Here is a 12,411-nt window from a genome sequence, read left to right as displayed (position 1 = left end):
GGGCGGTCGCTGACGACCGCCCCACGCGATGACTCTGTTGCTGCTCGCTCAGTACTGGACCGAACCACCCACCTGCGTGGTCAGGCCGCCGAGGTCGACCGTCTGTCCGGGAATCTCACCCTGCGGGAGCTTACCAATCTGCGCAGCCGCGTCCAGGATCACTGTGCCGCCGGGCAGCAGCCGGACGAAGTTCTCGGCATCCGTCTTGGCGGCATTGGCCGCGGTGGTGTCGAGGTAGAACTCCATCTTGCGATCGTCACCGGCATTGGCGGTGGCGAAGGCGGTCACCTTGATCTGGTTGAGGGTGGTGAAGTCCAGCGACACGCCGGCCTCGCCCAGACCGCCCGGCGTGGTGTAGCCGATGGTGCCGACGTACCCGTCCAGATTGCTGAAGTGGTGGGTGTTCGCGGCCCAGCCCGGCAGCAGGCCGCCGCCGTCGATATTCGCGCCGACCTCGGTGTGCGGGCCGGTCATCTCGACCACGGGCGCGGCGGGAGCGGTCTCCACGACCGGCGCCTGCCAGCGCGGCTGCTGCACGGTCGGCTCGCTGGTGAGGGTGTTCAGCGCCGGATCCTGGGTGCTGTTGTCGGTGGTCTCCGGCTTGGTGGTGCCCGGATTCACCTGTGCGCCAGGCGCATTCTGCTCCGGCTTGGTCTGCACCGCCGGCTGGCCCGCATCCGGCGCGGTGACCGCGGGAACGCTCTGGCCCGGCACCGGCAGCGGCGCCACGCGCGGCACCGTCACGCCCGGCTGGGTCGGCTTCTGCACCGCGGGCTGCGCGGCGCCCGGATCGGCGGGCTTGGGCTGATCACCGGCGGGCTGTGCGGCACCGGGATCGGTCTTCGGGGCGTCACCGGCGGGCTGGCCGCCATTGGGCTGGGTGGTGTCCGGCTTCGGCGTGCCCGGCGTGGTGACGCCCGGCTGGCTCGGCTTGGTATCGGGCTTGACCACCTCCGGCTTGCCGCCGGTGCCGGCGCCGTTCTGGGGGTTCTCGGGGGCCGGGTTGTCGGTGGTGGCGTCGGGCTGCTTGTCGGGTGCGGTCGGAACGACACCCGGGTCGGCGGGGGCGGCGTTCGCGGGCGAGCCCAGCAGGGTCACCACGGCGGCCGCGCCGACCAGCGTCAGGGAGGTGCTCGCCTTGATCCGACTCGGCTTGCGGTGCTTCACGTTTCGCTCGTTTCCTCTTCGTCCCTCATCGGCACGATCCGAGACGAGGGCGAAGCCGAGCAACGCGCGGAGTGGGAGATCGGGGTCCCCCCGCGGCGTCGCTCGCGACCGCCCTGCCGATCGCTTCCGTGGCGAAGTGAATCACAAGGGAGACAACGCAGCAAGGCGAGCTCGATCACCTGGGCTTTCGAAAACGCCTGTGCCGCCTCACCACTGCGAATCGGCGGGGCCGGAAACCTCAGTCGAGGTCGTCGTGACGCATGAGCTGACGGGCGGCCTCGGTCACCGAACCGGTCAGCGACGGGTACACCGAGAAGGTCTGCGCGAGGTCATTGACGGTCAGATTGTTCTGCACCGCAAGGGTGATCGGCAGGATCAGCTCCGAGGCGATGGGGGCCACCACGACGCCGCCGATCACCACACCGGTGGCGGGACGGCAGAAGATCTTCACGAAACCCCTACGCAGGCCCAGCATCTTGGCGCGCGGGTTGGTGTTGAGCGGCAGCATCACCGTGCGGGCCGGGACCTCGCCATTGTCGATGGCGGTCTGGCTGACGCCGACGGTCGCGATCTCCGGGCGGGTGAACACCGCGGACGAGACGGTCTTCAGGCGAATCGGCACCACGCCCTCACCGAGTGCGTGGTACATCGCGATGCGGCCCTGCATGGCCGCCACGGACGCGAGGGGCAGCAGGCCGGTGCAGTCGCCCGCGGCGTAGACGCCGGGCGCGGTGGTCCGCGAAACCCGGTCCACCCGCAGGTATCCGCCCTTGTCGAGTTCGATGCCGAGCCGGCCCAGGCCCAGGTTCTCGGTATTGGGGATGGAGCCCACCGTCATGAGCGCATGCGAGCCGGTCACATTGCGGCCGTCGGACAGCTTCACCACGATGCCGTCCGCGGTGCGCTCCACGGCATCGGCGCGGGCGTGCTTGACCAGTTCCACACCGCGCTCGGCGAGGGCTTCCTCCAGCACCAGCGCGGCGTCGGCGTCCTCGCCGGGCAGCACGCGGTCGCGGGAGGAGACCAGCTTCACCTTCACACCCATCTCGGTGTAGGCGGAGACGAATTCGGCGCCGGTCACACCGGAACCCACGACCACCAGGGTCTCGGGGAGTTCGCGCAGGTCGTAGAGCTGACGCCAGGTGAGGATGCGCTCACCGTCCGGCTCGGCGCCGGTCAGCACGCGCGGGCTGGCACCGGTCGCGATGAGCACGACCTCGGCCTCGATGAGCTGCTGCTGGCCGTCGGCGAGGGTGGCCTTCACCAGGTGGGTGGCCAGACCCGGGGCCTGATCGATGATTTCGCCACGCCCGGAGAGCACGGTGACTCCCGCGGTCTGCAGCTTCACCTTGATATCGGAGGACTGCGCCTGCGCGAGCGCCTTCACTCGGGAGTTCACCTCGGCCAATCGCACCTGCGCCTGCGACGGGTGCACGGTGATGCCCAGGTCCCGGGCGCGCCGCAGATCGGTGCGGACGCCGGTGGATGCGATGAAAGTCTTCGACGGCACACAGTCCCACAGCACACACGCACCGCCGATACCGTCGCAGTCGATCAACGTGACCGGAGCCCCGTGCTGTGCCGCGACCAACGCCGCTTCGTAACCGGCGGGTCCGCCTCCGATGATCGCAATGCGGGTCATTGTCCCTCGCTTCTGCCTCGGTCCCGGGATCTCCGGTACCGATGTACAAGGTTATCGGGCTGAATTCGCACAGCTCCGACCGCATCTGAAGACAAGTTCGTCACAATTCTCGGGTACCCCCACCGAACCCCGCAGGGCGCCTCACCACGGCACGAACCCTCGAACCGGACGGTTGCTGAACCCGCCCGAACCGCCCGGTGATAGGGATCGGGGATGGTTGGGGGCGATTGTTCGATAGGCTTCTACGGTGCCGATTTACGCCGCCTATGGGTCCAACATGGATCCCGAGCAGATGCTCAAGCGCTGTCCGCACTCCCCCGTGTACGGAACCGGCTGGCTGGAGGGTTGGCGCCTCACCTTCGCCGGGGACGACATCGGCTGGGAGGGGCCGCTCGCGACGGTGGTCGAGGAGCCGGGCTCACGCGTCTTCGTAGTGCTCTACGACGTCCCGAGTGAGGACGAGTTGAGTCTGGATCGCTGGGAGGGCTCCGACTTCGGCATCCACAAGAAGATCCGGCTTCGCGTCACCCCGAACCAGGGAACGGGCACCGACCCGGTCCTCGCCTGGCTCTACGTGCTGGACGCGTACGAGGGCGGCCTACCTTCGGCTCGCTACATCGGCGTGATCTCCGACGCCGCCGAAAAGGCCGGAGCCCCCGCCGATTACGTCCTCGCCCTGCGCACCCGCAATAGCAAGAACGTCGGCCCCGGCACCTTCGGCTGAGCTCCCCCGCCTCCCCGAGACTTCAGCGCCCGGCTGAGAGCCGTTGCCAGTTGTCGTCGCGTGGTGCGGTCAGGCACGGCACCGATTTTGGGCGTACCCGACGAGTTATCCGGACCGTTGCGAAATCAGTTGTCGCAGTTTCCGAACGACCAAAAAACCGGGCCGCACCCCAGCTGGGGTGCGGCCCGGTCCTGTGGTCGGGTGTGTGTACGTCAGTGTGCCTGTGCGTTCAGGACGATGTTCGTCATGACTCGGACGCCTGCCGCGAGTGCCCGCTCGTCGATGTCGAAGGTGGGCTGGTGCAGGTCGAGTTGTTCGCCCTGGCCGGACCAGACGCCCAGGCGGGCCATCGCGCCCGGGACCTCTTCGAGGTACCAGGAGAAGTCCTCGCCGCCGCCGGATTGCTGGGTGTCGGTGAGGGCGTCGGGGCCGAGGCCGCGGATGGCGTCCTCGAACATGCGGACGGCCTGTTCGTCATTGACTACCGGGGGGACGCCGCGCTTGTAGTTGAGCTGGTAGCGGACGCCGGTGGGGGCGAGCAGGCCCTCGACGATCTCGCGGACCATGGGCTCGAGCAGCGACCAGGTGGCGTGGTCGCCGGTGCGGACGGTGCCGGTGAGCATGCCGGTCTGCGGAATAGCGTTGGGGGCCTTGCCCGCCGAGACCGCGCCCCAGACCATGACGGTGCTGGTGCGGGGGTCGATGCGGCGGCTCAGCAGGCCGGGCAGGCCGGTGATGACGGTGCCGATGGCGTAGACCAGATCGCTGGTGAGGTGCGGTCTGGAGGTGTGGCCGCCGGGCGAATCGAGGACGAGTTCCACGGTGTCGGCGGCGGAAGTGATGGCACCCACGCGAATGCCGACCCGGCCGACCTCGAGGCGCGGATCGCAGTGCACGGCGAACATGCGCGACACGTCTTCCATGGCTCCGGCCGCGACCATATCGATGGCGCCGCCGGGCATGACCTCCTCGGCGGGCTGGAAGACCAGCCGCACACCGACCGGCAGGTCCGGGATCTCGGCGAGGGCCAGCGCCGTGCCGAGCAGGATGGTCGTATGCGCATCGTGCCCGCAGGCGTGCGAGACGCCCGGCACGGTGGAGGCGAAGGGCAGGCCGGTGTACTCCTGCAGTGGCAGCGCGTCCATGTCGGCGCGCAGCCCGATGCGGGGAGTATCGGGGCCGATATCACAGATGATGCCGGTGCCACTCGGTAGTTTGCGAGGTTCGAGACCGGCCTTGATCAGCCAGGACTCCACGAACTCGGTGGTGGCGAACTCGGTGCGGGAGAGCTCCGGGTTGGCATGGATGTGCCTGCGCCACGAAATCAGATCGTCCGTGTGCTCCGAAAGCCATGCCTCGACCGTCTCGTGCCCGGTCGCCGGTTCCATTGCGACGCTGGCAGCGGCCTGTGTGCTCATGCAGGCCCCTGCTTTCGGTCCGATACTGCTACTTCGCGCCGCGGACCGGCCGGTTGTGCTCACCGAATGTCCTCCTGTCGCTGAAACTGCCGTTGAATGACGCGTTCCGACAACCTGTCCCTGTGAAATTGATCGCCTGCGATAGTTATCGCGGTGCGAGCCAAAGCCGTTGCCCCGTCGATGACCGCGCGGTCGGCCGACGGGTTCACGGCCGCCGCCGCGAACGCGGGCTGATGCGTCACCGCTCCCCCGGCGTCGATGCCGATGACCGGGTGAATGCCTGCGATGACGTTGGTTACATTGCCCATATCGGTGCTGCCCAGCGGCCGTTGCGCCTCGAGTTCCGGGGCAATGGGCTCGCGTCCGAGTTCGCGGATCTGCTCGCGATAGGCACACAGTAGTGCGCTGTCGGGAGTGAGCTCGGTATATGTCGGCGCGAGCTTCCGGATTTCCTGTGTGCATCCGGTCGCCAGGGCTCCTGCCTCGAAACAGGCCGATGCGCGTCGCATCAGATCTTCGAGGGCCGCGGAGTCGACTGCCCGTAGGTAATACAGCAGTTCCGCGTGTCCAGGCACGATATTGGGGGCTACGCCGCCCGAGCCGACTATACCGTGTAGTTGCTGTCCGGGAAGTAGATGTTGCCGGAGCAAACCCAAAGCAACTTGTGCGATGGTTACGGCATCTCCGGCATTTCGCCCATATTCGGGGGCGGCGCTGGCATGCGATTCCCGGCCGCGATAAACCACCGACAAATCCGCGAGCGCCAGCGAATGCGCGCCGGCGATATCCTCCGGGCCCGGATGGATCATGAGCGCCATGGCCAGATCGTCGAAGACGCCGTGGTCCAGCATGATCACCTTGCCGCCGCCGCTCTCCTCGGCGGGCGTGCCGAACAGCTTGACGGTGAGGCCGCAAGCATCGGCCACCGAGGCCAGGCCCAGCGCGGCGCCGACGGCCGAGGCGGCAATGATGTTGTGCCCGCAGGCATGACCGATTTCGGGCAAAGCGTCGTATTCGGCAAAAATACCGACCACTAAGTCACCATTGCCGTATTCAGCACTGAAGGCGGTCGGCAGATCCGCGACCGCCTTTTCGATGTGGAAACCGCGCTCCCGCAACGGTTCCATGGTCTTCTCGACGCTACGGAATTCCTGGAAGGCGAGTTCGGGTTCGGCGTGAATGCTGTGCGACAGCGCGATCAACTGATCGCGGGCAACGGCGATCGCCGAATCGACCGCGGCGAACACCGTCGCATCGGGCGATGGTGGCATGTCACACAGTCTTGCACTACCATCGCGCCGCCGCGCATCAGGTAAGCCGGAAATCCCTCCGGCTGGGCCGGTAATTAGGGGAAACGGGTGGAAGATTCGGGGGCATCACCGCCGCATCCCCGGAAAAAAGTCGGGTCCCGAATCCAAACCCCCAGCAGAGGTGTGGATTCGAGACCCGGAAGAAAACTGTGTGTGCGCGGACTCAGCTCGGGTTGAAGCCCAGATTCTCGGGAGTGGTCTCCACGGCCAGACCGGCGAGCGCGTTCTGGTGCAGCGCCTTCTTGATGACCGGCAGGTTCGGCTTGCGGTTGCCCTTGAGCATCTCCGCGCGCGCGACGGCCACGGACAGCAACGACTCGGCATCCGCCTTGCCGTCCACGATTCCGGCGGCAATCGCGTCATCGGCGCTGTAGCGGCGGCCGGTGGTCATGGCCTCGACCGCCACCTGATTGGCCAGGCGGTTGGTCAGCAGGGCATTCATGGCGACGGTGAACGGCATGCCCAGGTGCACCTCGGGCAGGCACCAGAAACCGCGATCGGCGCGCATGACGCGGAAATCGCAGGAGGTGGCCAGCATGGCACCGGCACCGAAGGCGTGCCCGTTCACGGCCGCGACGGTCGGCATGCCGAAGGTCAGCAGGCGGGTGTACAGCGAATGCACCCGGTCCAGGTACCAGCAGTTCTTGTCGAAATTGCCGAACAGCCAATCGGTGTCGAGACCATTGCTGAAGAACTTGCCGGCGGAGGTCACGACCAGCGCGGCCGGACCCTCGGAGGCCTCGACCTCGTCCAGCAGCGAGTGGACCTCGGTGATCCAATCCGGGTGGAAGCGGTTCTCGCTGTCGATGGTCTGGCCCTCGGCCCCGAGGTACAGGACGAATACGTCCCCATCACGCTTCAAAAACGGCATGGGTGCAGAGTAGCCGGGCCGTATTCGAATACCTACCGACGGGTAGCCATTCTTTTGCCACCCCCGTTCGCCGGGCAAAAGGTGCGAAAACGGCAGGTCCGCGCGGCCCCCGAGCGCGCGAGATCGCCTGGGACTAGGGTGGCAGACATGCTAGCCGAGCAGGCCGCCGAGGCGATTGCCAAACGAACGGGACAGCAGAACCACCGGGTCGCGGTGGTACTCGGATCGGGTTGGCAGGAGGCCGCCGCCGAAATCGGCGAGCCCGCCACCTCCCTTCCGATGGGTGAAGTGCCGGGGTTCGGATCGCCCACGGCACAGGGTCATCAGGGCACCATCCACTCCGTCGTCGTGAACGACTCGCCCGTGCTGCTGCTCATGGGCCGCCAGCACCTGTACGAGGGCCACACCCCGGCGAACGTCGTCCACAATGTGCGCACCGCCATCGCGGCGGGCGCGCAGACCATCCTGCTGACCAATGCGGCGGGTGGCATTCGCGACGGGCTGGCGGTCGGTGAACCCGTACTGATCGGCGATCACCTCAATCTCACCGGGCGCACGCCGATCGAGGGAGCCAATTTCGTCGACCTCGTCGACGCCTGGGATCCCGAATTGCGCGCCCTGGCAAAGGAAGTCGACCCGAGCCTGACCGAGGGCGTGTACGCGGGCCTCACCGGACCGCAGTACGAGACGCCCGCCGAGATCCGCATGCTCCGCACCATGGGCGCGGACCTGGTCGGCATGTCCACCGTGCTCGAAGCCATCGCCTGCCGCGAGGGCGGAGCCAAGGTGCTCGGCATCTCGCTCGTCACCAACCTGGCCGCCGGAGTCACCGGCGCGCACCTCTCGCACGCCGAGGTCCTGGCCGAAGGCCACGCCGCCGCACCACGATTGGGCAAACTGCTGCGCGGCGTCCTGGAATCGCTGTAGGCCGCGCCGCCATGCTGCGCTTCGGAACCGCAGGGCTCCGCGGGCCACTGCAGGACGGCCCCGATGGCATGAACGTGGACACCGTCTCCCGCGCCAGCGCCGGTATCGCCGACTGGCTCCGGAACCGCTGCCTCGGTGGCGGTCTGGTGATCGTCGGACGGGATGCCCGGCACGGTTCAGCCGAATTCGCCCAGGCAACGGCGGAAGTCTTTGCGGCCGCCGGGTTCTCGGTACTACCGCTCCCCCGACCACTACCCACCCCGGTGGTGGCCTACGCGGTACGCGAGCTGGGTGCCGTCGCCGGAATCCAGATCACCGCCTCCCACAATCCGGCCACCGATAATGGCTACAAGGTCTACTTGGACGGCGGCTCGCAGCTCATCCCGCCCGCCGACGCGGAGATCGAACGCTGCATAGAGGCTGTGCGCGAACCCATTCCGCGCAGCGCACCCGACGCCACCAACCTCCTGGTGCTGCCCGCCGGATGCACGACCGAGGAATTCGGCGAAGAACTCGTGAGCCGCTATCTCGCCCGCGTGGCCCACCTGCCCATGCTCATCGGCGGGGAATCCCCGGCGCGCAGCGATATTCGGATCGCGCTGACCGCAATGCACGGCGTCGGAGGCGAATTGGCGGTGGCCGCGCTGCGGGACGCGGGCTTCACCGATGTGCACGTGGTGGCCGAGCAATTCGAGCCCGATCCCGACTTCCCGACCGTCGCGTTCCCCAATCCGGAGGAACCCGGGGCCTCCGATCTGCTGCTGGCGCTGGCCGAGCAGGTCGGCGCGGATGTCGCGATCGCAGTGGACCCCGACGCCGACCGCTGCGCGGTGGGCGTGCCCGGCCCGGATGGCTGGCGCATGCTGCGCGGCGACGAAACCGGGGTGCTGCTGGGCGATTTCGTGCTGCGCACGGCGAAAACCGGTGCGCTGGTGGCGACCACCATCGTGTCGTCGCGGCTGCTGAGCAAGGTGGCCGCGGCCCGGGGAGCGCGGTATGCCGAAACGCTCACCGGCTTCAAATGGCTGGCGCGGGCGGGCGAGGGGCTGGCCTACGCCTATGAGGAAGCCATCGGGCACTGTGTGGATCCGGTGGCCGTGCGCGATAAGGACGGGATTTCGGCGGCGGTGCTTGCCGCCGACCTGGTCGCGCAACTGAAGGCCGAGCGGCGCACCCTCCTCGATGTACTCGATGGCTACGCCATCGAATTCGGCGTGCATGCCGGAGACCAGGTGTCCCTGCGCCTGGCCGATGCGGCCGAGGCCGCGAAGGTGGTGGCCCGCCTGCGCGAGGCACCGCCGACCGAGATCGCGGGCGAACCGGTCACCCGCACCGACATGCTGCAGATCCGTGGGCAGATGCGCACCGACGCACTGGTTTTCGAGGCACCGACCTTCCGCATGGTGGTCCGCCCGTCCGGCACCGAGCCGAAACTCAAGTGCTACCTGGAGACCTTCGCACCCATCGACCCCACAGAGACCCTCACGTCCGCGAAGAAGGTTGCGGCACAGCGACTCGCCGAACTCCGCGAGTTCTGCGAGAAGCTCTGACCTCTTCGTTCCGAGCCGAAATCGCTACCGCGGGGTCCGGATCGACGGTCCCGCACCGATTCAGCGGGGGCCGAACTGACGGTCTCCGGCATCACCGAGACCGGGCACGATGTAGGCGTCCGAGTTGAGCCCGCGGTCCACCGAGGCGGTGACGAGCAGGTTGGCGTGACCGGACTTCTCCAGGGCGGCAATGCCATCCGGGGCGGCGACCACGCAGATGACGGTGACATCGCGCGCGCCACGGGCGGCCAGCAGATCCAGCGTGAAGACCATGGAACCACCGGTGGCGAGCATCGGGTCGAGCACGATGACCGGGGTGCTGGACAGGTCGTCGGGGAGCGACTCCATGTACGGAGTCGGCTGATGCGTCTCCTCATTGCGGGCCACGCCGACGAAACCGATGCGCGCGTCGGGGACCAGATTCTCGGCGGTCTCGACCATGCCGAGCCCGGCGCGCAGCACGGGAACCAGTAGCGGCGGGGTCGCCAGACTGGTGCCCTCCGCGGCCGCGACGGGGGTGGCGATCGGGAACCTCACGACCGGCGCGTCCCGCAGGGCCTCGTAGACCAGCAGACCGGTGAGATCGCGCAGCGCCGCCCGGAATGTCGGGTTCGTGGTGCGGGCATCTCTCATGGTGGTCAGCAAAGCTGCGGCGAGCGGGTGATCCACGATGTGAGTGCGCATACGAAAACGATAGGCCAGAGCAGCGCAAATACGTTAAGAAGCGATTTCCCACCTGGGCGAATCCCGATAACCCCGGAACCGGATCCCGGCCTGCCCCGTCCAATCACATGCAGGACGTAATCACCCAGCGACCGGCATGACGGGGGCATTCATGCACAGGATTTCGATCGATCCCGACGGCCTCGCCGCCTACTCGAACGTGGCCGAACTCATGGCCGCGCACCTGAGCGCGACCGCCACCCGAGCCGCCGCTACCGACCCGCTCCTACTCGCCCCCGCCCTCGGCCTCATCGGCGCCGACTTCCTCACCGCCTACACCGCGGCCCACACCACCCACCTAACCTCGATCACCGATCTCGCTGCCGTCCTGACCACCCTCGGCACCACCTCCACCACCGCCGCGACCACCTACACCGCCACCGACACCACCTATGCCGCAGCCTTACAAGCCGCCCTGCCCACCACCCAGGAGCTGAGCGCATGAATGTCATCGAGCCCGCCGCCGGCCCTCGGCAGCTGCATGGGTTATCGACAGTCGCAGGCCTTACAACCCCTGCAACTGTCGGTAAGGCATGCAACTGCGGGAATCGAAGCAGAGCGGGGGCGCGGGTATGACCGCGGCGGTGGATGTGGAGGCGCTGGCGCGGCCGATCGCGGAGCTGCTCGCGGGGTTCGGCGCGGGCGGAATGGCTGGGGATACCGGCGCGGGTTTGCGGGAGGCGTCGGCGGCCATCGATGAGATTCACGCGTCCGGGCGGGACGGCATCAATGGGATGTACGGCGCTTGGCGCGGGCCCGCCGGGGATGCGGCCATGGACAAGGCCATGCGGGTGCAGGCCAGTGCGGCAATGGTTTCCGATCGCGGGAATGCCATGGCGGAGGTGGTGGATCGGGCGACGGGGGTGATCACGGCCGGGCAGCGGGACCTGGAAGAGATTCTGCGGTCCTTCCTCGCCGAGGCGAAGGGGTTCGAGTCGGCCGGATTCAGTCCGGCCGGTGTGGCCGCGATCGTGGGGTCCGCGGTCGACCACTTCGGGCGGGCACTGAGCGTGGTCGGGCGGGTGCGGGCGGAGCTCGAGGCGCAGACCGCGGCGATGAACGACCTGGTCGCACCGACGCCCGCTCCGGCTCCCGTCTCACCGATCGGCGTCGGTTATTCCGATCCGCAGGCGGTTGTCCCGGTCTCGGTGAGTACGCCGAGCGGACCGCAGCAGTTCGGGTCGGCGGTCGCGGCCGCGGGCAGCCGGGCGGTGGAAACCGGGTCGGGTCTGATGGGCAGCTTGCTCACGGTTCCGGCCTCGACGGGCGAGTCTCCGGCGAAGACCGGCGATCACCGCCTGGATTCGGCCTCCGGCACGCACACCTCGCCGACCGGGGTGCGGCTCACGCTGCCCGACGGCAGTACCGTGGAGGCGCCGAACCAGCAGGCCGCGGATGCGGTGCGCAATGCCTTGAGCGCGGTCGGGACGCCGTACCTCTGGGGTGGCACCACACCGGGTTCCGGTCTGGATTGCAGTGGATTGACGCAGTGGGCCTACGCACAGGCGGGTGTCGGATTGCCGCGGCTGGCGCAGGAGCAAGGGAACGGTCACGCGCAGATCGGTCCAGGGGACTTGATGCCCGGGGATCTGGCGGTGTGGGACGGCCACGTCGCCATGGTGATCGGCAATGGCCAATTGGTGGAGGCAGGTAACCCCGTCCAGATCGGTGCGATTCGAACGGAGAACATGGGTATGCGTTTCCTCGGGTTCTACAGGCCGACCACATGAGCGCCCCGCAGGTGCCGCCGGTGACGGTGGCGGCGAGCGGTAATCGGGCGGGCACGGTGACGGTGCGCGCCACCGATCAGGGCATGCCGGTGGAGATCAAGTTCGAGCGCGGTGAATACCGTTATGGCGCACAGGCTCTCGCGGACGAGATTCTACGGCTGACCAGGCGTTCCGCCTTGGTCGCCAAGTCCCGCCGCCGCGAGCAGCTGGCCGAGGCGGGCATGCCGGACGAGGTGCTCGACAAGCTCGGCCTGCCCACCCGGCAGGCCGCGGTCGACGAGCTCGACCGGCTCGACGATGCCGATACCGGTCCGACCAGCTGGACCCGGAACGCATGACTCCCACTCCC

The 12,411-nt window shown here is 68.0% G+C and carries 12 protein-coding genes; 6 read left to right on the top strand and 6 right to left on the bottom strand.

Translation table 11 applies throughout. The annotated features are described in order from the left end of the window. Positions 1-48: 48 nt before the first annotated feature. Both AB0N05_RS22950 and AB0N05_RS22945 read right to left on the bottom strand, forming a co-directional pair. Positions 49-1,167, bottom strand: a complete 1,119-nt coding sequence (locus AB0N05_RS22950; RefSeq protein WP_364697655.1) for a hypothetical protein — start codon at positions 1,165-1,167, stop codon at positions 49-51. Between the two features lie 238 nt (positions 1,168-1,405). Beyond that, on the bottom strand, positions 1,406-2,809 hold the full coding sequence (locus AB0N05_RS22945; protein WP_364697653.1) for an NAD(P)H-quinone dehydrogenase: 1,404 nt from the start codon (positions 2,807-2,809) through the stop codon (positions 1,406-1,408). A 247-nt stretch (positions 2,810-3,056) separates the two neighbouring features. Here AB0N05_RS22945 and AB0N05_RS22940 point away from each other — a divergent pair, with 247 nt between their 5' ends. Beyond that, complete coding sequence (locus AB0N05_RS22940) at positions 3,057-3,533, top strand: gamma-glutamylcyclotransferase (RefSeq protein WP_364697652.1); 477 nt, start codon at positions 3,057-3,059, stop codon at positions 3,531-3,533. Between the two features lie 212 nt (positions 3,534-3,745). Here AB0N05_RS22940 and AB0N05_RS22935 read toward each other — a convergent pair whose 3' ends face one another. From AB0N05_RS22935 to AB0N05_RS22925, 3 genes are all read right to left on the bottom strand, one after another. Beyond that, the gene (locus AB0N05_RS22935) at positions 3,746-4,951 is read right to left on the bottom strand and encodes a M20 family metallopeptidase (protein WP_364697650.1); all 1,206 of its coding nucleotides are present in this window, start codon (positions 4,949-4,951) and stop codon (positions 3,746-3,748) included. Positions 4,952-5,010: 59 nt separating this feature from the next. Next, a complete protein-coding gene (locus AB0N05_RS22930) occupies positions 5,011-6,222 on the bottom strand; it encodes a M20 family metallopeptidase (protein ID WP_364697648.1) in 1,212 nt (403 codons plus the stop codon). Between the two features lie 202 nt (positions 6,223-6,424). Further along, positions 6,425-7,132, bottom strand: a complete 708-nt coding sequence (locus AB0N05_RS22925; protein WP_364697646.1) for an enoyl-CoA hydratase/isomerase family protein — start codon at positions 7,130-7,132, stop codon at positions 6,425-6,427. A gap of 147 nt (positions 7,133-7,279) precedes the next feature. On the opposite strand from AB0N05_RS22925, the gene AB0N05_RS22920 reads away from it, so the two are divergent. After that, complete coding sequence (locus tag AB0N05_RS22920; protein WP_364697644.1) at positions 7,280-8,059, top strand: purine-nucleoside phosphorylase; 780 nt, start codon at positions 7,280-7,282, stop codon at positions 8,057-8,059. Positions 8,060-8,070: 11 nt separating this feature from the next. After that, entirely contained in the window at positions 8,071-9,609 is a 1,539-nt protein-coding gene (locus AB0N05_RS22915; protein ID WP_364697642.1) for a phospho-sugar mutase, read from the top strand. A 60-nt stretch (positions 9,610-9,669) separates the two neighbouring features. On the opposite strand, the gene upp is transcribed toward AB0N05_RS22915, so the two are convergent. Continuing rightward, positions 9,670-10,293 carry a uracil phosphoribosyltransferase gene (gene upp, locus AB0N05_RS22910; RefSeq protein WP_364697640.1) on the bottom strand — a complete coding sequence of 208 codons (624 nt, stop codon included), beginning with the start codon at positions 10,291-10,293 and terminating at the stop codon, positions 9,670-9,672. A 151-nt stretch (positions 10,294-10,444) separates the two neighbouring features. On the opposite strand from upp, the gene AB0N05_RS22905 reads away from it, so the two are divergent. The 3 genes from AB0N05_RS22905 to AB0N05_RS22895 all read left to right on the top strand — a co-directional run bounded on the left by AB0N05_RS22905 (position 10,445) and on the right by AB0N05_RS22895 (position 12,400). Then, positions 10,445-10,777: a DUF2563 family protein gene (locus tag AB0N05_RS22905; protein WP_364697638.1), complete on the top strand. Its 333-nt coding sequence runs from the start codon at positions 10,445-10,447 to the stop codon at positions 10,775-10,777. 88 nt (positions 10,778-10,865) lie between these two features. Further along, positions 10,866-12,062 (top strand): C40 family peptidase, encoded by a 1,197-nt coding sequence (locus AB0N05_RS22900; protein ID WP_364697636.1) that lies wholly within the window; start codon positions 10,866-10,868, stop codon positions 12,060-12,062. Beyond that, on the top strand, positions 12,059-12,400 hold the full coding sequence (locus AB0N05_RS22895; protein ID WP_364697634.1) for a hypothetical protein: 342 nt from the start codon (positions 12,059-12,061) through the stop codon (positions 12,398-12,400). Before AB0N05_RS22900 ends, AB0N05_RS22895 begins: the two co-directional genes overlap by 4 nt. Positions 12,401-12,411: the final 11 nt, after the last annotated feature.

Origin of the sequence: Nocardia sp. NPDC051030 (assembly GCF_040683015.1) — a bacterium.
In the GTDB taxonomy this organism is placed as follows: domain Bacteria; phylum Actinomycetota; class Actinomycetes; order Mycobacteriales; family Mycobacteriaceae; genus Nocardia.
This window is presented reverse-complemented; position numbering and strand designations above follow the sequence as displayed.